21 protein-coding genes and 1 tRNA gene are annotated in these 22,047 nt (G+C 65.3%); 11 read left to right on the top strand and 11 right to left on the bottom strand.

What is annotated here, in order from left to right; genetic code table 11:
• The first annotated feature begins 109 nt into the window (after window positions 1-109).
• From EWH10_RS01705 to EWH10_RS01690, 4 genes are read left to right on the top strand one after another with little or no spacing between them, the layout of a single operon-like run.
• Window positions 110-679, top strand: coding sequence for an SRPBCC family protein (locus EWH10_RS01705; protein ID WP_025547755.1), 570 nt, complete (start codon window positions 110-112; stop codon window positions 677-679).
• A complete protein-coding gene (locus EWH10_RS01700; protein ID WP_044660023.1) occupies window positions 679-1,872 on the top strand; it encodes a zinc-dependent alcohol dehydrogenase in 1,194 nt (397 codons plus the stop codon). The genes EWH10_RS01705 and EWH10_RS01700 overlap by 1 nt, the downstream gene beginning before the upstream one ends.
• 12 nt (window positions 1,873-1,884) lie before the next feature.
• On the top strand, window positions 1,885-2,694 hold the full coding sequence (locus EWH10_RS01695) for an SDR family NAD(P)-dependent oxidoreductase (protein WP_044660022.1): 810 nt from the start codon (window positions 1,885-1,887) through the stop codon (window positions 2,692-2,694).
• Window positions 2,681-2,884, top strand: a complete 204-nt coding sequence (locus EWH10_RS01690; protein WP_044660021.1) for a hypothetical protein — start codon at window positions 2,681-2,683, stop codon at window positions 2,882-2,884. The genes EWH10_RS01695 and EWH10_RS01690 overlap by 14 nt, the downstream gene beginning before the upstream one ends.
• 7 nt (window positions 2,885-2,891) lie before the next feature.
• On the opposite strand, the gene EWH10_RS01685 is transcribed toward EWH10_RS01690, so the two are convergent.
• The 7 genes from EWH10_RS01685 to EWH10_RS01655 form a co-directional block, all read right to left on the bottom strand.
• Entirely contained in the window at window positions 2,892-4,751 is a 1,860-nt protein-coding gene (locus tag EWH10_RS01685) for an ABC transporter ATP-binding protein (protein ID WP_044660020.1), read from the bottom strand.
• Window positions 4,752-4,756: 5 nt separating this feature from the next.
• Complete coding sequence (locus EWH10_RS01680) at window positions 4,757-6,538, bottom strand: ABC transporter ATP-binding protein (RefSeq protein WP_044660019.1); 1,782 nt, start codon at window positions 6,536-6,538, stop codon at window positions 4,757-4,759.
• Window positions 6,539-6,546: 8 nt separating this feature from the next.
• Window positions 6,547-7,605 carry an ABC transporter substrate-binding protein gene (locus tag EWH10_RS01675; RefSeq protein WP_025547746.1) on the bottom strand — a complete coding sequence of 353 codons (1,059 nt, stop codon included), beginning with the start codon at window positions 7,603-7,605 and terminating at the stop codon, window positions 6,547-6,549.
• Window positions 7,606-7,664: 59 nt separating this feature from the next.
• Window positions 7,665-9,023, bottom strand: a complete 1,359-nt coding sequence (locus tag EWH10_RS01670) for an LLM class flavin-dependent oxidoreductase (RefSeq protein ID WP_044660018.1) — start codon at window positions 9,021-9,023, stop codon at window positions 7,665-7,667.
• A 200-nt stretch (window positions 9,024-9,223) separates the two neighbouring features.
• Entirely contained in the window at window positions 9,224-9,967 is a 744-nt protein-coding gene (locus EWH10_RS01665) for a class II aldolase/adducin family protein (RefSeq protein WP_044660017.1), read from the bottom strand.
• Window positions 9,968-9,979: 12 nt separating this feature from the next.
• Window positions 9,980-11,095 (bottom strand): ABC transporter substrate-binding protein, encoded by a 1,116-nt coding sequence (locus EWH10_RS01660; protein WP_044660016.1) that lies wholly within the window; start codon window positions 11,093-11,095, stop codon window positions 9,980-9,982.
• Between the two features lie 146 nt (window positions 11,096-11,241).
• Window positions 11,242-12,090: a class I SAM-dependent methyltransferase gene (locus EWH10_RS01655; protein WP_044662739.1), complete on the bottom strand. Its 849-nt coding sequence runs from the start codon at window positions 12,088-12,090 to the stop codon at window positions 11,242-11,244.
• A gap of 40 nt (window positions 12,091-12,130) precedes the next feature.
• Between EWH10_RS01655 and EWH10_RS01650 the strand changes: the two genes are divergently transcribed.
• From EWH10_RS01650 to EWH10_RS01630, 5 genes are all read left to right on the top strand, one after another.
• Entirely contained in the window at window positions 12,131-12,889 is a 759-nt protein-coding gene (locus EWH10_RS01650; RefSeq protein ID WP_025547738.1) for a ComF family protein, read from the top strand.
• Between the two features lie 44 nt (window positions 12,890-12,933).
• On the top strand, window positions 12,934-13,191 hold the full coding sequence (gene grxC, locus EWH10_RS01645) for a glutaredoxin 3 (protein WP_025547737.1): 258 nt from the start codon (window positions 12,934-12,936) through the stop codon (window positions 13,189-13,191).
• A gap of 5 nt (window positions 13,192-13,196) precedes the next feature.
• Window positions 13,197-14,027 carry a carbon-nitrogen hydrolase family protein gene (locus EWH10_RS01640; RefSeq protein WP_044660015.1) on the top strand — a complete coding sequence of 277 codons (831 nt, stop codon included), beginning with the start codon at window positions 13,197-13,199 and terminating at the stop codon, window positions 14,025-14,027.
• Window positions 14,024-14,506 (top strand): DUF1178 family protein, encoded by a 483-nt coding sequence (locus tag EWH10_RS01635; protein WP_025547733.1) that lies wholly within the window; start codon window positions 14,024-14,026, stop codon window positions 14,504-14,506. The genes EWH10_RS01640 and EWH10_RS01635 overlap by 4 nt, the downstream gene beginning before the upstream one ends.
• Before the next feature lie 34 nt (window positions 14,507-14,540).
• Window positions 14,541-14,617 (top strand) — tRNA-Arg (locus EWH10_RS01630).
• 355 nt (window positions 14,618-14,972) lie between these two features.
• Here EWH10_RS01630 and EWH10_RS01625 read toward each other — a convergent pair.
• The gene (locus EWH10_RS01625) at window positions 14,973-15,728 is read right to left on the bottom strand and encodes an SDR family oxidoreductase (protein WP_044660014.1); all 756 of its coding nucleotides are present in this window, start codon (window positions 15,726-15,728) and stop codon (window positions 14,973-14,975) included.
• 134 nt (window positions 15,729-15,862) lie between these two features.
• Here EWH10_RS01625 and EWH10_RS01620 point away from each other — a divergent pair, with 134 nt between their 5' ends.
• Both EWH10_RS01620 and EWH10_RS01615 read left to right on the top strand, forming a co-directional pair.
• Window positions 15,863-16,441, top strand: a complete 579-nt coding sequence (locus EWH10_RS01620; RefSeq protein WP_165363301.1) for a TetR/AcrR family transcriptional regulator — start codon at window positions 15,863-15,865, stop codon at window positions 16,439-16,441.
• A 341-nt stretch (window positions 16,442-16,782) separates the two neighbouring features.
• Window positions 16,783-17,160 (top strand): VOC family protein, encoded by a 378-nt coding sequence (locus EWH10_RS01615; RefSeq protein ID WP_044662738.1) that lies wholly within the window; start codon window positions 16,783-16,785, stop codon window positions 17,158-17,160.
• Window positions 17,161-17,187: 27 nt separating this feature from the next.
• Here the strand turns inward: EWH10_RS01615 and EWH10_RS01610 are convergent, their stop codons facing one another.
• The 3 genes from EWH10_RS01610 to EWH10_RS01600 form a co-directional block, all read right to left on the bottom strand.
• Window positions 17,188-17,961 (bottom strand): alpha/beta fold hydrolase, encoded by a 774-nt coding sequence (locus EWH10_RS01610; protein ID WP_044660012.1) that lies wholly within the window; start codon window positions 17,959-17,961, stop codon window positions 17,188-17,190.
• Between the two features lie 611 nt (window positions 17,962-18,572).
• Window positions 18,573-18,866 (bottom strand): hypothetical protein, encoded by a 294-nt coding sequence (locus tag EWH10_RS21920; protein ID WP_229742406.1) that lies wholly within the window; start codon window positions 18,864-18,866, stop codon window positions 18,573-18,575.
• Window positions 18,867-18,996: 130 nt separating this feature from the next.
• On the bottom strand, window positions 18,997-21,822 hold the full coding sequence (locus EWH10_RS01600; RefSeq protein ID WP_044660010.1) for a TonB-dependent receptor: 2,826 nt from the start codon (window positions 21,820-21,822) through the stop codon (window positions 18,997-18,999).
• Window positions 21,823-22,047: the final 225 nt, after the last annotated feature.

Below are 22,047 nucleotides of genomic sequence, written 5' to 3'. Positions count from 1 at the left end.
GGACTTACCCATGTTAACAAACCGGCGTTTTGCCGCTTTTCGGCCGGGGTCGGGCGGAACGGCGGAGCGGATGAACTGGTTGCTGTCTGACCTTTCAAGGAGGGTCAGCATGAGTGATGACGCACCGCTCACCACGGCGAAACAGGATGATGCGGCGGCGCAGGCCGCCGACAGCCTGGTGGAAGCGAAGGGCGACGATCTGATCGGCAAGACGGTGACGATCGACCGGCCGCGGGAGGAGCTATATGCCTTCTGGCGCGACGTCGGCAATCTTCCGCTGTTTCTGGAAAATGTCGTCGCTGTCGAACCTCTGGACGATCGCCGTTCCCGCTGGGTGGTGAAGGCGCCCGCCGGAAGCACCGTCGAATGGGTATCCGCCATTACGGAGGATCGTCCGGGCGAAACCATCGCCTGGGCTTCCGAGGAGGGCGCGGACGTGCCCAATAGCGGCCGCGTGGATTTTCGCGACGCGCCGGGCGGCCGGGGGTGCTGGGTGACGGCGACGATCCTCTATGATCCGCCCGGCGGCTTCATCGGCAAGGCCATCGCCAAGATGTTCCAGCGCGAACCGGCCATCCAGGCGCGCCGCGACCTGCGGCGCTTCAAGCAACTGATGGAAACCGGCGAGATCGCGACCAGCGCGCGCAACCGCCGTGAATATGAAGAGGAAGGCACCTGATGCGCGCGCTCACATGGCATGGCAAGCATGATGTCCGGGTCGAAACCGTGGACGATCCCGAAATCGTCAATCCCCGCGACGCGATCATCCGCATCACTTCCACCGCGATCTGCGGATCGGACCTGCATCTCTATGACGGCTATATCCCGACGATGAAGGCGGGGGACATATTGGGCCACGAATTCATGGGCGAAGTGGTGGAGACAGGGCCGGGTTCGACGCTGAAGAAGGGGCAGCGGGTGGTCGTGCCCTTCACCATATCCTGTGGAAGCTGCTTCCATTGCGGCAAGCATCAATATTCGGCCTGCGACAACGGCCTGCCCGCCGACAATCAGGACATCGCCCAGGCGATCTACGGACAGCCCATGGCGGGCCTGTTCGGATACAGCCACATGACGGGCGGCTATGCGGGGGGACAGGCGGAATATGTTCGCGTCCCCTTTTCCGATGTCGGTCCCATCGTCGTCCCGGATGGGGTGGACGACGACAAGGTCCTGTTCCTGTCCGACATCCTGCCGACCGGCTGGATGGCCGCCGAAAATGCGCAGATCGAGCCGGGTGACACCGTCGCCGTCTGGGGCTGCGGCCCCGTCGGCCTGTTCGCGGTGCAGTCCGCCTTCCTCATGGGGGCGGAGCGGGTGATCGCCATCGACCATTTCCCCCACCGGCTGGAACTCGCCCGCCGCTTCGGCGCGGAGACGATCAATTATGAGGAAAGCAAGACCTATGAAGCGCTGATGGAGATGACCGGCGGCATCGGCCCCGACGCCTGCATCGATGCCGTCGGGCTGGAGGCGCATGGCTTCTTCGCGGACAATGTCTGGGACCAGATCAAGGTGGCGACCTTCATGGGAACCGACCGCGCCCATTCGATCCGGCAGGCGATCCTCGCCTGCCGCAAGGGCGGGCGGGTTTCCATGCCGGCGGTCTATGGCGGCTTCGTCGACAAATTCCCGCTGGGCGCCTTCATGGAGAAGGGGCTGACGCTGAAGACCGGCCAGACCCATGTGCAGCATTATATGCCCGGCCTGCTGAACGCGATCATGGAGGACAAGATCGATACGACCTTCCTGATCAGCCACCGCCTGCCGCTGGAGCAGGCGGCGGAGGGCTATCGCATGTTCCACGACAGGCAGAACGAAGTGACCAAGATCGTCCTGAAGCGGGGCATGCAGCCCGCCCGGGACGCCTGAAAGGAGAAGCATATGGCTTCGCAGAAATTCGCGATCGTGACCGGTGCGTCGACCGGCATCGGCTTCGAACTTGCGCATCTCGCCGCGCAGGACGGCTATGATCTGCTGGTGGTGGCCAACGAACCGCTGATCCATGCGGCGGCGGACGACTTTCGGCGTCATGGCGTCGACGTGCAGGCGGTGGAGTCCGACCTTTCCACCATGGAAGGGGTGGACCGCCTGATCACCTGTACCGGCGGGCGGCGGGTCGACCTGCTTTGCGCCAATGCGGGGCGGGGTTTGGGCCATGCCTTTCTGGAGCAGGACGTGGCAGACTGGCGCCGGGTGATCGACACCAACATCACGGGCACCGTTTACCTGCTCCAGCAGATATTGCGGCCGATGGTCGCCCGGAATGCGGGCAAGGTGCTGGTCACCGGATCGATCGCCGGCTTCATGCCCGGCTCCTTCCAGGCGGTCTATAATGGCACAAAGGCCTTCATCGACAGTTTCGCCGATGCGGTCCGGAACGAGATCAAGGATGCCGATGGCGTCACCATCACCAACCTGATGCCCGGCCCGACGGAGACCGAGTTCTTCGACCGCGCCGAGATGCTGGACACCAAGGTCGGCGCGGACGAGAAGGACGATCCGGCCAAGGTCGCCAGGGACGGCTGGGACGCGCTGATGGACGGGAAGGCGCATATCGTGTCCGGCTGGAAGAACAAGCTGCAGGCTGCCGCCGCGCATGTCACGCCGGCGGGCGTACTGGCGGAGCGGCATCGCAAGATGGCCGAACCCGGCACTGCCGAAAAAGTGGAGGCGAGCGATGGATCGGAATGACAGCGATCATGCGCCCGAAAAGGCGCGGACGCCCAAGGGACCGCTGGGCGACGCCCTGCCCGGGCGCGAAGAGGAAGACCCCCGGACGACCGGTGGGCAGGATCAGGAACGGGTAGAGGATCGTCCGGTGGTCGGGCAGGTGAAGCCGGAGGATTATCCGGAAAAGGACAGGCGCGATTCCACGCCCTGATCGTGCATCAGGGCAGGGCAGCCGCCATTGGCTGCTCCATCAAGACCGCTGTTTCCTCATGCGCCCGATAGATGGCGGCGTAACGTCTGCCGCTTTCCAGCAGCGAGCGGTGCGATCCGATTTCCCGCACCCCGCCATTTTCGATGACGGCGATGCGGTGCGCCGATCGGATGGTTTCCAGGCGATGGGCGATGACGATGGAGGTTCGCCCCTCGCACAGCACCCGCAAGGCCCGCTGGATGCGCCTTTCGGTGCTGACGTCGATGGCGGAGGTCGCCTCATCCAGGATCAGCACTGATGGATCGGCGAGATAGGCGCGTACAAGGCAAACCAGTTGCCGCTGTCCCTGACTGAGCTGGCTGCCGAGCGGACCGACATGGGTCGCATAGCCGTGGGGCAAAGCATCGAGCACTTCATCCGCGCCTATGCGTTTCGATGCCGCGATCAGTTCTTCGTCGCTGGCCTCGGGCCTCGCGAGACGGAGATTTTCCAGCACCGTTCCGCCGAAAAGGACATTGTCCTGAAGCACGACGCCGATATGGCGGCGCAGGCTGCGTTCGGAAACGGCGCGAATATCCTGCCCGTCCAGGAGGATCGACCCTTCGTCCACATCGTAGAAACGGGTCAGTAACTGGACCAGCGTGCTTTTGCCATGGCCGGTCGGACCGACGATCGCCAATAGCTCGCCCGCTTCTATATCCAGGCTGAGGTCGCGAATGACAGGCTGGCCGGGACGATAGCCGAAACGGACATTGCGGAACTCGATCCGGCCCTCCACCGCGTCGAGGACGGCGGCATCGGTCCGGTCCACGATGTCGGGTTGCGTATCGAGCAGCAGGAAGACGCGCTGGGCGCAGGCGGTGCCGTTGGCGAAACGTTCGAAAAGGTCGCTGAATTCCTGCAAGGGCGCAAGGAAGAGGAAAACGTAGAACAGGCTTTGCGTCAGTTCGCCCAGTGTGAGCGTGCCGAGCGCGATGCCGCGTCCGCCAACGACCAGCGTCAGCGCCAGGCCCGCCGTGGTGAGCAGGCCGGTAAAGGGCGCGAACCAGCCCGAGCGGACGGAGCCGTAGATCAGGGAGGAATTGAAGTCCTCCAGCAGCCTTTGATATTTGGTCAGATTTTCCTGCTCGCGGCCCGATTGCTTGATCAGACGGACGGCAGCCACGGTCTCGACCAGATGGGCGGTGAAGCGGCTGCGGTTTTCGGCCACCTTGGCCCAACTGCGCTGCGCCACCCGCTTGAAGAGGAAGGTGGCGGCGATCAGGACAGGCACCACCGCCACCAGCCCCGCGAGCAGCACCGGCGCGATCAGCCACAGCAGGAAGCCGGACAGGCACAGCCGCAACAGGGCGGAGAGGAATTCCGGCGGTCCCTGGATCAGCAGCGGTTCCAGCGTGTCGACGTCGCGGTCTGCGCGGGCGATGATGCGGCCCGCCTTGGTGCGGTCGAAATAGCCGACGCTCAGCGTCTGAACATGGGCGAAGACGCGGGTGCGCAGGTCGTTGAGCAGGCGGATCGCCGCGATCCCGGCGCAATATTGCGACAGGCCGCCCAGCGCGAAACGCACGGCCCAGCTTGCCGCCAGCCCGGCGCAGGCCCAGGCGATCAGCGGCGCGTCGATGCCGCCTCCGGCCTTGGTCTCGGCATGGCGCAGCCCCTGGTCGATGACGAGGCCGATCAGCAGCGGCCGGGCGAAGATCGCCAGCACCTGCACCATCTCTATGCCGATGACCGCCGCGATGGGGCGCCAGATCGGCGCGAGCAGCGGGATCAGCCGTTCGACCACGCTCTGGTTCAGGCTGCGCTGGGAGAATTTCTCCTCCAGCTCGATGTCGGACAGGGCGCTGTCGCCTCTGAATGCGTTCATCTGTCTTACAGTCCCATCAGGTCGCGATAGGCGGCGCTGTCCTGCGACAATTGCTCATGCGTGCCCTCCGCGACGATCCGGCCGCCGCTCAGCACCGCCACCCGGTCGGCGGCGAGCGCGGTCGACAGGCGGCTGGCGACGATCAGCAGGGTGACCGGGCGTTCGGCGCGGAGCTTGCGGATATTGTCGATGGCCCGCCTTTCGGTCTGGGCGTCGAGGGCGCTGGTGGCGTCGTCCAGGACCAATATGTCCGCGTCCGCCAGCAATGCGCGGGCCAGGCACACACGCTGGCGCTGGCCGCCCGAAAGGGTCGCGCCCCGGTCGCCCACCCGCGTTTCCAGCCCGTCCTCAAGGCGGGCCAGCAATTCGCCAGCCGCCGCCTTGTCCAGCGCCGCGCGCAACTCGTCGTCGGTCGCATCGGGCGCGCAGAGGCGCAGATTGGCGGCCAGCGTGTCGGAAAAGAGGAAGCTTTCCTGCGGCAGCACATGGACGCGGCGGCGCAACGCATGCAGGTCGCTCGTCCGCACGTCCCGCCAGCCGGTTTCCGCCGACCCCAGTTCGACGCGGCCCTCGTCCACCTCCACCAGCCGGGGGAGCAGGGCGGTGAGGATGCTCTTGCCCGATCCGGTCGCGCCGACCAGCGCCACCACCTCGCCCGGCTGCACGGCAAGGCTGAGGTCGCGCAGCACGGTCGCCCCGTCGCCCAAGGGCGAGGCGGCGGCATGCGACAGGCGGAAACCGATCGGGCCTTCGGGCAGCGGCGCACTGCCCGAATTGATGACCGGCTCCGCGTCCAGCACTTCCCAGATGCGCGCCGCCGAAGCGCGGGCGTCCGCGATCACTTGCAGCAGGCGGCCGATGCTCTCGATCCGCAGGACCAGCGTGTTGACGACCAGCATCGCCGCCACCAGCGCGCCCAGGCCAAGCGCGCCATGCGCCACCATCCAGGCGCCCAGGCCCAGCACCCAGGCATGGGACAGGGCGATGATCGTCTGGGGCAGGGGAATGCTGCGGCAGGCGTGGCGGATCGCCGCCCGCGCCTCCACCCGGAACAGGTCGACATGGCGGCGGAAGCGCTCGGCGCGCGCCTCGCCCAACGAGAAAGCCTTGATGACGCGGACGCCGTTGACGCCTTCCGACAGGTCCTGCGTCACCGCGTCATAGGCATCCCCGATCCGCCGGTCGAGCGCCACCAGCGTGTCGGCTTCCGACCAGAGCAGGCCGATGCCGATCGCCAGCAGGACCAGCGGACCCAGAGCGAGCCAGGGCGAATAGAGCGCCAGCAGGCCAAGCGAGATGGCGACGATCAGCCCGGTTTCGAATATCTGCCGCCAGAAATTGATCAGCGCGTCGCGCACCTTGTCCGCGTCGCGGGTCATGCGCGTCACCATCTCGCCCACGCCATGGCGCCAGTGATAGGCAAGGTCGAGGCGCTGTATCTGCGTCAATATCCGCCCGCGCAGGATGGTCAGCAGCCGCTGGCCGATGGAGAGGGAGAGGAGGCCCGCGCCATATTGCACCGCCGCCCGCGCCAGCGAGAGGCCGATCAGCAGCGCGACCCAGAACCAGGCGCGGTCATAATGCAGCACCCCGTCCGGACCGGCAGCGACCAGCCTGCCATGCTGCGCTTCCTGCACGGCATGGCCGACCATCACCTGCTGGCCGACCAGCGCGACGTTGACGGCGGCCAGCAGCACCGCGGTCAGCGCAAACCGGCCCGGCATCTCGCCATAGATGGCAAGGCAGCGCAGCAACGGGCTGCCTTGCGGAAATCCTCTCTCCCCCATGGTTCCGTTCAGCTTGCGAGCGCGAGCGACTGCGCCGCTTCCAGCGGACGGGCGTCGATCCAGTCGCGCACGTCGAAGCTTTGCGGGATGAAGTTCCAGCGGTGAAGGAAGTTGGTGAAGTCCTGGATTGCCGTGACCGACTGTTCGGCAAGGTCGGTCTTCAGCTTCGTCTGCGCGTCCTCGCCATAGGCGATGCTGACCCAATATTCGCTGCTGTTGGTTTCGCGGGCGAGATAACGGCGGACGTCGGACGGGTGGGACTGCGCCCAACGTTCGGCGCGCAGCACCTGCTCGACGATGGTGACGGCGGCGTCGAAATGATGGTCGATCAGATGCCCGTCCACCGCCAGCGTGCGCGGCGTGCCGTTGTTGGAGCGCACCAGCGGATCGGGATGGATGCCGGTGTCGATCACCGTCTTGAGCCCGAATTGATGCGCGATCTGGGCGCCGCTCGCGCCCTTCAGGAAGATCGCGTCGACCTCGCCGCGCAGCAGGGCGATCAGTTCCAGATTATTGGCCCGCGCCCGGCTGGTGCTGCGCCCGTTCCAGGCAAGCGTGCCGCCGACCGTCTGTGCCTGCCCGTCGCTATAATGAGTCTCGATGTCCTGATCGACGATCTCGACGTCGGAGACTTCCAGTCCCTCCAGCCGCAAGGCATTCTCAAGGCCGCGAATGGCCTGGGCGCGGGTGAAGTCGATCTCGACATTCTTCCAGTTGGGCAGGCCGAAGCGGCGGCCCTTCAGGTCGCGCACCGTCTCTATGCCGGACTCCGGGCTGGCCAGGATCAACTGCGTCTCGTCCGCCCAGGACAGGCCGATGACCCGCGTGTCGCGGCCCCGCGCCTTCGCGCTGATCGCCGGGATATTGCCGCCATGGCGCACGCTGTTCTGGACGGTGTGCGAGAAATGCGACTCCCGCTTGGAAAAATCGCTGGATTCGAGCAGCGAGGACAGGCTGGTGCCCTGCGCGCGGAAGGCTTCCTCCAGCCAGCCCTGCTGGATGGCGATGCCAAGGCCGGTCGGCACCGGGCAGCGCGTGTACCAGAGCGTGTCGAGTGTGTTGCTCATTCGGCAATCCTTTCGATGTTGGTAGGATATGCTCCTGCGCCGGCAGGAGCAGGACAGTCCTAGGCGGCGGACTCCAGAACGGCTTCGGCGGGAGCGTGCCGCTCATTCGGATTCTCCGGACGCGGCAGGTTCAGATGCTCGCGCAGCGTCGTGCCCTCATATTCCGTCCGGAACAGCCCGCGCCGCTGGAGTTCCGGCACCACAAGGTCCACGAAATCCTCCAGCGAACTTGGCAACAGCGGCGGGATCAGGTTGAAACCGTCTGCGGCGTCGCGCTCGAACCAGTCCTGTATCTGGTCGGCAATGTCGACCGGCGTGCCCAGCACCACCCGATGCCCGCGCACCGCGTTGAAGCGCAGGAAAAGCTGGCGGATGTTGAGATTCTCGCGCCGCGCCAGCGCGGTGAGCTGCCGCCAGCGGCCCTTGCCGTTCTCCGGCTCCGGCAGGTCGGGTAGCGGCCCGTCGAGCGGATAGGCGCTGACGTCATGCCCCATCAAATTGAGGTCGCCTGAAAAATCGACCTTCTCCTCCAGCGCGCCGAACTTGTCCTGCGCCTCCTGAAGACTGGAGCCGATGGTGAAGGACAGGCCCGGCATCACCTTCAGCGTATCGGGATCGCGGCCGTAACCGGCGACCCGCGTCTTCACATCCTTGTAGAAGGCCTGCGCATCCTCGATGAACTGGGCGGCGGCATAGATCATCTCGGCATGGCGGGCGGCGAAATCGCGGCCGACCTCCGAATTGCCGGCCTGCGCGAAGACCGGATAGCCCTGGATCGGGCGCGGCATGTCGAGCACGCTGTCGATGCCGTAATAGGGCCCGCGATAATGGACCGGATGCACGGCGTCGGCATTGAGGTAGATGCCGCTGTCCTTGTCCGCGCCCTCGAAGGCGTCGTCTTCCCAACTGTCCCACAGCGCCTTGGCCAGCTCCACAAAGTCATGGGCGCGGGCATAGCGTTCGGCATGGCTGGCGGGCTGGTCGATGCCGAAGCTTTTCGCCGCGCCGTCCGCCAGCGAGGACACGATGTTCCAGCCGATCCGTCCGCCGCTGATATGGTCGAGCGAGGCGAAGCGCCGCGCCAGCGCATAGGGCTGTTCGAAATTGGTGTTCACCGTCGCGACCAGCCCGATATGGCTGGTGATGCTGGCCAGCGCCGCCGTTGCGGTCAGCGGTTCGAAATCGAGGAAAGCATGCCGCCGGGCGATCCCCTTGGTGCTGTCGCCGCTCTGTCCCACGAAATCCGCGAAGAAGGCGGCGTCCAGCTTGCCGCGCTCCGCGGTGCGGACGAGGCCGGCCCAATAGCGGAAATCGGGCTTGCCGGTATCGGCGGTGCCCGGTTGGCGCCAGGCGCCGGGATGATGGCCGTGGCGGGTCAGGAAAACGGCGAGCGCAAGCTGGCGCTTCTTCTGGGACATGGGATCGCTCCGGAAAGCGACGCCGCTGCTGGAGCATGGCGCGGTTGACCGGAACCACCTCACCTCCGTTCGGGCTGAGCTTGTCGAAGCCCTTCACTTCTTCAGGAGAAGGAGGGCCCTTCGACAGGCTCAGCCGAACGGGAGGGGTCTGGTCCGATTAACCGCGCAAATGCGTCAGCAACGGCGCCGGACTTCAAACATCATTCGGCGGCTTGCGCGGTTTCAGGCAGATGGATCGTGCCGTCATCATCGACGCGGGCGTCGGGCGGCACCAGCTTGCCCATCTTCCACTGCTGCTCCAGCACGCCGGGGCCGAAGGGCTTTGACCCGCCGAGCGCCTGCCCCAATATCTGGAACTGCGCGCCTTCCTCCAGCAGCACGATGGTGTTGGTGAGGTCGCGAAGCCCCTTCCAGCTCCAGATGGTCGCGCCGCCATTGGCCTCCACGATGCCGGGGACTTCGCTATCCTGCTCGATCGCTTCCAGGATGAAGTCGGGCTCAGGCTGGCGGCGGTTGATATAGACCGGAAGCTGCGCGGTGAAGCGGAAGCGGCGGTTGGGCACGTACAGCAGCGGCAGTTCCGAATGCGCCTGCGAATAGGCGCCCAGATGCGGCGTGTGGACGTGGCTGATCGCCTGGAAGTCCGGATATTTCTTGAAGATCTTGAGGTAGCGCGCCGCGCCGCCCGGTGCGTTGCCCCAATGGAGCGTGCCGTCGAAGCCGATGACGCTGGTGACGGCCTGATCGGGATCGTCTTCCCACAGACCGGCATAGTTCAGCGTGATGATCTTGTCTTCGCCGGGGATGCGGACCGCGAAGAACAGGGTGCCGCTGGCCGAGATGGTATGGGTCTCGCGCAGGACGCGGAAGGCGCGGCGGGCGTCCTTCTCCGTCTGCAGCACGAAGCCGATCGTTTCCCTTGAAAGTCCGTTGGTGTCAGACATGCTTATTTCCTTTCAGGCTGGAATGGCGACAGGTTGGGGACGCTGGGCGTTGAGGGCGCGGGCGGCCTCCAGCGGCCGGGGATCGACCCAGTCGGACAGGGCGAAATCCGCATCGAGGAAGCCGTGGGTGAACAGGAACTTCTTCTGAAGGTCGAACAGGGCGAGCCGTTCGTCGTCCAATGTCGGGTGCAGCCCTTCGTGCAGCCGGGCATAGGCCTGGTCGACGGCCTGCGCGCTGCCCTCCGTTTCATATTCGAGGATGTCGCGCAGCCGGTCGGGCTGCTCCGCGACCCAATCGGCTGCGCGCAGGGTGACGGCCAGGAAGCGGACCAGCAGGTCGAAATGATCGTCGATCAGGCTCTGATGGACCGTGATCGGTCGCGGCGTGCCGTTGTTCACGCGAAAGCGTGGGTCGGGCAGGGCGTCGAGATCGATGGCGACGACCAGACCGTTCTCCCGCGCCTGATCCAGCGCGGCGGCGCCCTTCACATAGATGGCGTCGACCTTCCCCTCGACCAGCGCCTCGATCGGCCAGAGCCGCCCGACGCCGCTGCGCTGGCCCGACCCGCGTGGTTGCAGGTCGCGCCCGCTGCCGCCGATATTGCGCAGCCGGTCGGGCGTCTCGATCAGCTCTACATCGTCGAAGCTCAGCCCCGCCGACGCCAGGGCGCCCTTATAGCCCGCGAGCGACATGCCGCGCGCGATGCTGGTGCCGCGCACATGGCTGGGGATGTCGTTGTGGCTCCAGCCGGGCAGGGCCAGCCGCTTGCCCTTGAGATCGGCGGCGGAGCGGATGCCGGAATCCGGCCGCGCTAGGATGAGCTGGCTCTCCTCGATCCAGGTGAGGCCGATCAGCTTCGTCGGCTCGCCCTGGGCGCGGGCGGCGATGGCCAGCATGTTGCCGCCCTCGCGGATCAGCGTGGGCAGGCGGTGGTCATAATGATGGCGGCCGAGTTCCGATCCCGACTCCTGCAAGGTGCGCAGCGCAATGCCGTCGCCCTCGAAGCTCTCGGTCAGCCAGCCCAGCTTGTAGGCGATGCCGGTGGCAGTCGGAACGGGGCAGCGGGTGAACCAGATCTCATCGGGCTGCTTGGCCTTTGTGGGGGCGCTGTCGGATAGGGTCGGCACGGCTGGCAAGTCTCCGGTTGTTGCCCGGGGAAAATCGCAAGACGTGTGCCAATCGGTAAAATGGCGGAATTATGGGGGATTTCGGAAAGGGACGCGGGCATGGGTGCGGCATATTGAACAGTCCCCTTGCTGCATTTTCACCGCCGTCAATGCTTCGGCTTCAGCGCCTCCGCCAGGGAAACGGTCGCGCTGCCCCGTCGCGCGGGCTGCGCCTGGCTGGGATCGGCCTTCCATCCGCTAAGATAGATGACGGCCATCTGCTCCGCCGTCCGCCCATCGATGTCGGCCGCCGCCGCGAAATGCTCCGTGGCCCCGATCAGAACGTCCCGCCGCAACGCGGGCGGCCGCGAAGCCAGCACATTGCCGGCCCCCATGCCCCGCAAGTCGCGCATCAGCCGCAATATATCGCCGTAGCGCACCGTCAGCACTTCGCCGTCCGCAACCGGCATGGTAAAGCCTGCCCGCGCCAGCAGATCACCCGCCGAGCGAACGTCGACCTGCGGATGGATATGCTGCCCCGCCCGGTCCCCTTCGCCCGTCATCAACGCGGCGCGGAGTAGCTGCAGCGAGCCTGCGCCCGCGAAAGCAGCCAGCATCAGCCCGTCGGGGCGCAATATCCGCCGCATCAGGATCAGCGCGCCGGGCAGGTCGTTGACGCTGTCCAGCGTGCCGCAGGCGATCACCAGGTCGAAACTTTCATCGGCAAAGGGCAGGGCGTCTTCATCGGCCTGCACGCCGCCCTGCGCCTTCGCCGCCGCAAAGCCGGGGTCGGCGCAGACGACGCTCTTGCCCATCGCCTCCAGCGCGGCCCTCGCGCTGCCATCGGGGCAGCCGATCACCAGCACTTCCTTCAGCTCGCGCTGCACGTCGCCCAGCCGGTCCAGCAGTTCGTCCAGCATCATGCGATAGAGGAAGTCATGCTCGGCAAAGCGCGCCATCATCCGGTCGCGCCTTTTGGCGCGCAGGGCTCGGTCGAAGATGTCGGGATTGGTCATCGGGGCCTTGTGCATGGGCGAAGGAGCGGGAACAAGGGAGATGATGTCCCTTGCCCTGCTTCACAAGAGCGTCCCGCTCCTCAAAACCACGCTCGGCCCGCTGGTCGATTATGCCCTGCCGCCACGCTGCCCGGGCTGCGGCGAGATCGTGGCTGCGGATGATGCCTTCTGCCTCGCCTGCTGGAGCGGGATGCGGTTCCTGGGCGCGCCCTGCTGCGCGCGTTGCGGGCTTCCCTTCGACTATGACCGCGGGGATGGCGCGGAATGCGGAGCCTGTCTGGCCGATCCGCCGCCCTATGACAGCGCGCGGGCGGTGCTGGCCTATGGCGATGTCGCCCGCACCGTGGCGCTGCGGCTGAAATATGGGCGGCGGATCGGTCTTGCGCGGCTGATTGCGAGGCAGATGGCGCGGCAGGTTCCGGCGGTGCGCGATGCCGTCATCGTGCCGGTGCCGCTGCACCGCTGGCGCTTGTGGTGGCGGGGCTTCAACCAGTCGGCGCTGATCGCCCGCCATCTGGCGCGGCTGACCGGCTTGCCGGTCGACAATCATGCGCTGCTCCGCACCCGCCGGACCCGGCCCCTGCGCGGCATGAGTCCGAAGACGCGGGCGAAGGCGGTTCGCGGCGCCTTCGCCCTGGCCCCGGGTCATATGCTCAAAGGACGCGCCGTTCTGCTGATCGACGACGTGCAGACCAGCGGCGCAACGGCGGCCGCCTGCGCCCGGGCGCTGAAACGCGGCGGAGCGGCAAGCGTTCATCTGCTGTGCTGGGCGCGGGTGCTGCCGGACGGCGCCGATTGACAAACAGCCGCCGAACCACAATTTCGACGATCAAGGAGTAAGACATGGCGAAGGTCGAAATCTATACCAAGGCCTGGTGCGGCTATTGCGCCCGGGCGAAGGCGCTGCTGAACGGAAAGGGCGTGGCGTTCGAGGAATATGACATCACCATGGGCGGGCCCAGGCAGCAGGAAATGCTGGACCGCGCCAATGGCGGGACGACCGTGCCCCAGATTTTCATCGACGGCCGGCATATCGGCGGCAGCGACGACATGGCGATGCTTGAGCGGCAGGGCAAGCTCGACGCCCTGCTGGGGGCATAGGCCGGATGCGCGCCGCCATCTTCCAGATGACCAGCGGGATCGATCCCGCCGCCAATGCCACCGCCATCGCGGACATGGCTGCGCGTGCCAAGGGGGAGGGGGCGGATATTCTCTTCACACCCGAAATGGCGGGCTATCTGGACCGCGACCGGCAAAGGGCGGCGGCGACCCTGCATTCGGAGGCGGACGACCCTGTCCTCGCCGTGGTGCGCAATGCGGCGGCGAAGCAGGGGCTGTGGGTGCATCTGGGCTCAACCCCGCTGAAGGATGAGCGGAGCGACGGGCGCTGGGCCAATCGCAGCTTCATGATCGACGATGGCGGCGCGATCCGGGCCCGCTACGACAAGATCCATCTGTTCGACGTCGATCTGGCGACGGGCGAAAGCTGGCGCGAATCGTCGGTCTATGGGCCGGGCGAGCGGGTCGTGGCGGTCGACACGCCCTGGGCCCGCATGGGATTGTCGGTCTGTTACGACATGCGCTTTCCCGATCTCTACCGGGCGCTCACCAACGCAGGCGCGACGGTGCTGCTGATGCCGGCTGCCTTCACCGTGCCGACAGGGAAGGCGCACTGGCACATATTGCTGCGGGCGCGCGCCATAGAGGCGGGCTGCTTCGTCATCGCCGCCGCGCAGACGGGCCATCATGCGGATGGCCGCGACACCTATGGGCATAGCCTGATCGTCGACCCATGGGGGGACATGGTGCTCGACATGGGCGAGCAGGCGGGCCTTGCTCTTGCGGAGATCGACCTGTCGCGCATAGAGGACGTGCGCGGGCGGGTGCCCGCGCTCGCCAACCGGCGATCCCTGCCCATGGATGTGACGCTATCGTGATCGTTTTCGACCTCAAATGCGAATCCCAAGGCCATGTGTTCGAGGCGTGGTTCGGTTCCAGCGCCGATTATGAGGATCAGAAGGCGCGTGGGCTGCTCGCCTGCCCGCTTTGCGGCGACGGGCATGTCGGCAAGGCGGTGATGGCTCCCGCCGTCGCTGCCAAGGGGAACAGCCGGCCGGAAACCATGCCGCAGATCGCTTCTTCGGGCGATGCTTCGATCACCATGGGTGCGGGCGAGGAAGCGAAAATGCGCGAACTGGTGCTTGCGCTGGCGAAGGCGCAGCAGAAGGCGCTGGAGGATTCGACCTGGGTCGGGCGCGACTTCGCGGAACAGGCGCGCGCCATGCATTATGGCGAGCAGGATCGCACCAGCATCCATGGCGAAGTGGCCCTGAGCGAGGCCCGGGCCTTGATCGCGGAGGGCGTGGAGGTTGCGCCGCTGCCTTTTCCGGTCATTCCCCCCGACGCGAAGAATTGACCGCGCCGCTCTCTCGCAATAGAGCCGTCACCGGGCACCCGTAGCTCAGCAGGATAGAGCATCAGATTCCTAATCTGAGGGCCGTGGGTTCGAATCCCGCCGGGTGCACCAAGGAAAACCGCCACTTTCTGCAAATTGCAGAAGGTGGCGTTTTTACATCGGCAATCACATCCGTGCTCCATTGGGCCTCCGTCAGTACAAACGTTCCATCCAAGGCATGAAACGCTTCTCCGGCAAAATAGGAAGTCCAAATCCCACAAGCTTCCAGAGCGCGCTGCGTTAAATCAGGCGCTAGCCGCGCGCTCCAGCTTTCTGTTGTCGCATCGCTTAAACCGAAAACCGGTTCCCACTTTTCTGCACGATGCTCTCCCCGGCGGGTTCAGGAAGCGACCCCCGTCGACACGGGACGAGACGGGCCCTGCATAATAGCGATTGCGGGATCGCATCGAGGATCGTTCCTGACAGATCAGGCGTCTCTTGCCCAGGCGACGGCGTCGGCGCCGGCCGGCAGCACTGCCGGGCACTCCGGATCGGTCGCCGCGCGATAGACAGCGTCCGCCACATCCTGTCCGACCGTGACCGGACCGTTGGCGGCCTCCATGAGCGCGGCCAGCGTCTGCTGTGCATAATCGGCATAGGCCGCGGGGAAGCCGCCATCTTTCATCACCTGGCCCCGCGCCGTGTCACCAAAGCTGGTCGAAGGCGCCATGCCGGGCATGACGATCCGCACCCTGATGCCGAACGGCGCAAGTTCGTGCGCGGCGGACTCGGTGAGCGCATTCATGGCCGCCTTGCTGGCGCGATAGACCGAGAGCAGCGGCAAAGGCTTGTAGAGCGAACTGGAGCTGACGTTCACGATCACGCCCGTGCGCCGCGCCCGCATTCCCGGCAACACCGCCTGCATCATCGCGATCGCGCCGAACAGGTTGGTCTCGAAGATGGCGCGCACCGTTTCCAGGGGGGTGCCCTCTACGGCATTTAGCCAGCCCACCCCGGCATTGTTCACCAGCACGTCGACCGGCCCCGCCTCCGCGACCGCCGCGGCGATGCTGCTCATATCCGTGACGTCGAGCGGCAATATGCGCAACCGGTCGGAGGCGGGCAGGGTGCTGGCTGCGGGATCGCGCATGGTGGCGACGACATTCCAGCCCTGGTTCAGGAAATGGAGGGCGGTGTCACGGCCGAAGCCGGTCGAACAGCCGGTGATGAGGACAGTGTTCATCGTGAAGCTCCTTGCGGGCGATCATTGGAGCATTATAGATATGAATGATCCTTCAGTTTCGGTATTCGCATATGAACCGCCCACCGCCAGCCTTGCTGAAACCTCGCAAAGCGCCGCAACAGGCGCGCTCCGCCGTGACTATCGAGGCGATTCACGTCGCGACCATTCAGGTTTTGCTTGCCGGCGGCGTGGGGCGGCTCACCACCACCCGTGTGGCGGCGCGCGCCGGCGTCTCCGTGGGGACGATGTACCAATATTATCCGCACAAGCAGGCGCTGCTCTTCGCCCTCGTTCAGCGGCAGTTCGACCTGATCGATACGGCGATGCGGGATGCGGCGGCGCGGCTGGCGGGATCGGACCTTGGGACGGTCGCGCACGGGGTGGCCACGGCATGGCTGGACGCGAAGATGGCTGACATGGTCGCCTCCCGCGCCATCTATGGCATCGCCGCCGAGTTCGACCTGTCGGAAATGATGAGCCGGGCGGCGCAACGCATGACGCAGGTGATCGATACGCTGCTCGCCAATGTCCCGGATGCGCGGTTCGCCGACCGATCTTCTGCCGCCTTCATGCTCGCGGCCCTTCTGGGCGGCTCGGTGCGGGTCGTCATGGAGGCTGAGCCATCGGAAGAGAATTTCGCCCGGCTGCGCTGTGAATTGCCCCGAGCTTGCCACGCCTATCTCGTGGCCGCCAGTCAGGGCGCCTTGGCATAGACATGCCGGTCATGAAGATCCGACAGGGGCGCTAAACGACCGATCTGGGGTCGATGACCGAACTGGCAGGGCGCCCCGGTATGCTCGACCTGCTGGTACTGCCATGTTCATATTGGAACTTTCATCCGTTTCGGGCGGCGGGTAGCCGGCGTCATCCACTCATTCGCGTGCAGCCGGCGGCGTGACGCTGCCTTCGCGTTCGCCACAGGGTGAGCATCATGACCGTTATGAGGGCGCTTGGCTGAAGCGGTGCGTCCGAATCCAGGGCTCCGCCAAAGACCGGTTGCGCATCATCGCTCTTCCCCGGATGGATGGAGGTTCAGCGAACGGGAGGCTTCGGCATGGGCGTCTTAGCATATTGCACAGTTGGTTCGAACGATCTCGCCGGTGCAAAGGCCTTCTATGACGCGCTGCTTGCGGTGGTCGGGCTTGCGCCTTTGTTCGAGCATCCATCTGGAGGTCGTGTGTACGGGCGAGATGGTTCCTTCAGCTTCGCGGTCCTTGGGCCCTATGACGGACAGCCAGCAACGGTGGGGAATGGATCGATGGTCGCCTTCTGCTTTGATCGGCGCGAGGAGGTGGACGCTTTTCATCAGCGCGCGCTCGCATTGGGTGGCGCCACCGAAGGCGGACCCGATGTGCGCGGTCCGGGATGGTACTTCGCCTACTGCCGCGACCTCGATGGCAATAAGCTGTGCGCCTATTGCCTTGAGCCTTAGGCTTTCCCATGCCCGCCGGCACCCGGGTCAGGCCGGCCCCGCCGCCTCGCGGATCAGATCCGCAACGGCGCGGGGGTGGGAGATCAGCGACACATGGCTCGACTTCAGCTCGATCGTCTTTGCGTTCATGCGCTTCGCCATGAAGCGCTGGAGGTTGGGGTCGATCGTGCGATCTTCCGTCGAGACCGCATAATAGCTGGGCTTGCTGCGCCAAGCCGCGTTCGTCGTGCGGCCCGCGAGCAGTTCCCTGTGGAACGGCCACTGGACGGCAAAGAGCGCCCGCGCCCTGGCCTCCGGAAGGTCGCCCGCGAAATCGCGGAGGAAGGCCGCTTCGGTCAATCGCCCCTCATCCCCGTCGAAGACGATGCCGGCGCTGGCCGGCGGCGTCGGAAATGTCTTCGCCAGCGCGCCATAATCCTCGCCCGCATCGGGCGCGCGGGCGGCGACATAGACGAGGGCGGAGACATGGGGGTGCATGCCCGCTTCGGTGACGATCATCCCGGAAAAGCTGTGCCCGGCGAGGACGGTCGGCCCGTCCTGACGATCCAGCACGCGCCGCGCCGCAGCCACCGCATCGGGCAATGTCGTCAGCGGGTTCTGGACTGCGGTGACGTTGAGCCCGTGGGCCTGCAACAGGGGGATCACCTCCGACCAGGACGAGCCATCGGCGAACAGGCCGTGCACCAGCACGACGTTGCGCGCCTTCGTCTTTGCGACGGTCTGGGCGAATGCGTTGGCGGAGGCGGCGACGGCTCCGGCGATGAAAGCGGTCTGCATGAATGTACGACGATCGACGGTCACTATGCCGTTCCTTTCTGGAAATGGGGTCATCGTGCAACTTGTGCTGCTTCCGGGGCCGGCTGAATGGCGCACATTCTGGTTGTGGAAGCCGGAAAGAAGGAAACGGCCTTGAAGCACTATGCCGATCGGCCGCCGATGGAAAGACGCATGCTTGTGTAACGGCTTCCTTGTGGAGCAGGCGCGACAGAGCCGGACGCGGCCAGCGCTCTTGAACGCCATGGCGCGGGCCCGGTTCGCAGGGGCGACCGCAACATTGCATGTCGCGCCTTTACAGCCCCTTTAGGCTCGGGACCCATTACTGGCGGGGTCGAGGCGCCATTTCGGCGTCCCGCGGGAATTTGACCAAAATGGCCCAGTGCTGCGTCGGCAGGCTGGAAATATCGACATATTCCTGCGCCTCGCCTTCTTGCCCTGAGCCATTTTGCCTCAAACCTCGACCCCGCCAGTAATAGGTCCTGAGCCTAGATAACGCCCCCAGACGCTGTCGGCCATATAGTCGGTGAAGTGGCGGTCATTGCCGCCGCTGGCATACATGAAGTTCAGATAATCGTCGGCATAGCGCCGGTCGTTCAGCCAGCGCCCCTCCGCCAGATGAAAGCCGGTGGCGTCGTTCAGGCTGGCATAGGGTGCCGCTGCCAGTCGACATCGTCCAGGAATTCGGTGGAGATGAAGCCTTCTTCCCCCAGATCGCGCTGATGCGCGCGGAAGAGGGACCAGCGATAATAATAGACGGCGTCTATCCGGGGATCGGCGGACTCGAAGAAGGGAATGCGCTGCTCGTACCAGGGGGCATCGTTGCCGAAGCGCTGCACGGCGATGCGGTGCCTGTCCATCCCCGGCCGCGACGGGGGCTGGGAAGCCGCAGCGGCCCCCAACAGCGTCGCGCCCGCCAGCAGGACCTTCATCGAAGCATGCATCTCTCACCCGCCCATGACCGCAAAGGATATGGCGGCCGGCCCGGGAATGGAGAGGGGTCCCGGACCGGCCGCCATGGAAATGGGATGCGGTGAGGAGACACCGCATCCCATCGGGCACTCACTTGAAGGTGTAGCGGACGCCGAGCGCGAAGGTGCGCGCCAGCAGGGTCGTGCCAAGATTATATTGCTCGGGACCGCCGACATCCTCGAACTTGTAATAGGTCTGCTGCTTGGACTTGGTGAGGTTCACCGCGTCGAAAGTCACGCCCAGACGGTCGTTGACGTTCCAGGTGAGCTGGAAGTCCAGGCTCTTTTCCGGGTTGCGCCAAACGCCGATCGGGTTGGCGAACAGGCGGGCTTCGTTGTTCGCCAGGAACTCCTTGCGCCAGATATAGGACAGGCGCGCGCCGATCGGGCCGTTGTCATAGGCGAGCGTGGCGTTGTAGCTGAGGTCCGACACGCCGAAGAAGGACGAGGTCGCCTGACCGGTGACATTGCCCGCAGCATCCGTCTGCGGAATGTTCTGCTTGGAATCCAGCACCGTCACGCTGCCCACGAAGCCCAGCCCGTCCAGCGGACCCGGCAGATAGCTCGGGAAATAGGTGAGCCCCAGTTCCAGGCCCTTGAGCACGCCGTTGGAGGCGTTGACCGGCCGGGTGATGGCGAAATTGTTGGTCGCGCCCGCGACGATGCCGTTGTTGGGGATGAATTCCATCACCGTCAGCGGCACCACCAGCCCGTTGATCTCGCGGCGGAAGCCCGTCAGCGTGATCGCGCTGTTGCGTTCGAAATACCATTCGATCGCGGCGTCGAAATTCTTCGAATGGGTGGGCTTCAGCGTCGCCGTGCCCGCCGTGCCGCTGCCATAGCCGACATTGGTGAGGTCGCCGGTCAGCGAATAATTGGGGTTGATGTCGCTGAAGTTCGGGCGTCGCAGCGTTTCGCCATAGTTGAAGCGCAGGCGCAGATTGTCGAAAATCTCGTAGCGCGCGGTGAAGCTGGGCAGGAAGCGATCCGAACCCGAAGAGACGCGGGTCTGCGCGCCGCCATTGTAGCGGTCGAAGAAATTATAGTCGGTGTCGACCGTGACGTAGCGGACACCGGCCTGCAGCTTCAGCGGGCGGCCGAAGATCGACAGTTCGCCATCGGCCTGCACATAGGCGGCGATGGTGCTTTCATCGATGTCGAACACCCTCTGGAGCGAGAGCTGGTCGGATGTCCTGAGGCCGTAGAGGCCGCGCACCGTGTCCGCATTGTCGTGAAGCCAGTAGCCGTTCGCGAGCGTCCAGCTCGTCGGCACGTCGGCGCGGCCCTGGTAGAAGTCCGAATTGGTGAAGGCTGCGCCTTCGCCCAGCCCCGCCAGCGTGGTCGCGGCCAGCGGCGCGCCGGCGTCCTGGGTGCGCACGGCGGTCGACGCCTTGCGCTGGTCGATGCGGATGCCTGCCTTGATCTGGCGCAGGAAGCCCTCGTCCCAGGTGTAATAGCCGTCGAGCGTGCCGGTGATGGCGCTGCCCTTGTCCCGGTTCGCATTGTCGTAGAGCTGTGCGACGTTCCAGATGCCGGTGTCGTTCAGCAGGCTGTCGTCACTGAAATGATAGGACGGTATGCCGCCCCCGGCATTGAAATCCGTGGTGATCTGGCTGGCGACGCGGTCCGTGCGCATCGCGATGAAGGAGGTCTTCACCTTGCTGGTCTGATAGGCGATGTCGCCGACGATCTTGCCGCGGTCGCCCAGATCCCACTTGCCGTTCAGCGCATAGACGAAGCTGTCGGTCGAGGTCTTGGTGAAGTCGCCGCTGTTGAAGCCGTAGACATTGTTGGCGACGCGCGACTTGACGATGTTGGTGCCGTCATAGAGCGTCGGCGCCTGCGGATTGTCCCAGAAGTCGACGAAGCTGAACTGCAGGCTGTTGAAGGTCTCGCCCCGGAAGCCGGCGTAGAAGACCTCGGCCGTATAGACCGAACTGCTGTTGGGCGCCCATTGCAGCGCGACATTGAAGGACGGACGTTCCCGCTCGCCGTAAAGGTCGGAGCTGAACACCGCGTCGCGCGACAGATAATAGGGGGTTTCGACGCCGTTGACGAGCATGGTGGAGCCGGTCGCCGTGGGCAGGCCGCGGTCCAGGCCGGGGTCCCACGCACCGAGGGCGGGGGCGACGACGAACTGGCCGGTGATCGGATCGCGCCCGGCGGGGAAGATGCGCTGGAACGGCGTCAGGCCGGTGCCCGTCGCCGGGTCCATCGTCGCGAACGGCACGAAGGCGCCCGCCGTCACGGTCTGGTCGCGATATTTGGTGCGGCTGTAGCTGCCGTTCACCAGCAGGCCGATGTCGCCGATGCCCGTTTCCCAGCGGTCGCTGACCAGCAGCGCGACGTTCGGGTTATAGCTGTCGGCCTGTTCATTGTAGATGCCGCGGGCAAGGCCGGAAATGGCGAAGCCGTCGAAGTCGAAGGGACGACGGGTTTCGACATTGACCTGTCCGGCAAGGCCGGTCTCGATCTGGTCGGCGGAGCGGGTCTTGAACACATCGACGCGCTTCACGAGGTTGGCGGACACGTCCTGCAACGCGAAAGCCTGGCCGGCGGCGGTGAAGATGTTGCGTCCGTTGAGCGTGGTAAGCGCATCGGGCAGCCCGCGGATGGAGATCGCCGCCGCTTCGCCGCCGGTGCGGTTGGTCACCTGGATGCCGGTGACGCGCTGGAGCGCTTCGACGACGTTGTTGTCCGGCAGCTTGCCGACATCCTCCGCGACGATCGAGTCGACGATCTGGGTCGATTCCTTGCGGACGTTGAGCGCGCCCACGATCGAGGCGCGGACGCCCGTGACGATGATGTCGTTGGCCTCTTCATCCTGCGGCGCTGCTGCGGATTGGGCATGGGCCGTGCCCGCCAACATGAGCGCGAGCAGGGATGCAGACGTGAAAGCGAGCGGCTTCAAAGCCATGTTTGATCCTCCCCTTGGAGATGCGAGCGCCTTGGGCGCCATGAATTACTCGGACTAATTATTTCTCGGAGTAATAGAAGGCAAGAGGGAATTTGCACTGCCGTTCACGAAAAAATTTTCCCTAGTGACAAATATGTCTCATCCGAAAAAACGGCGCTTTTCTGCGTTTCCGGCGAAAAGAAAAAGCCGCCTCCGAAATGGGGAGGCGGCTTTTATCCTTTTATT

The sequence above is a fragment of the Sphingobium fuliginis genome, from assembly GCF_004152845.1.
Lineage (GTDB): Bacteria > Pseudomonadota > Alphaproteobacteria > Sphingomonadales > Sphingomonadaceae > Sphingobium > Sphingobium fuliginis.
This window is presented reverse-complemented; position numbering and strand designations above follow the sequence as displayed.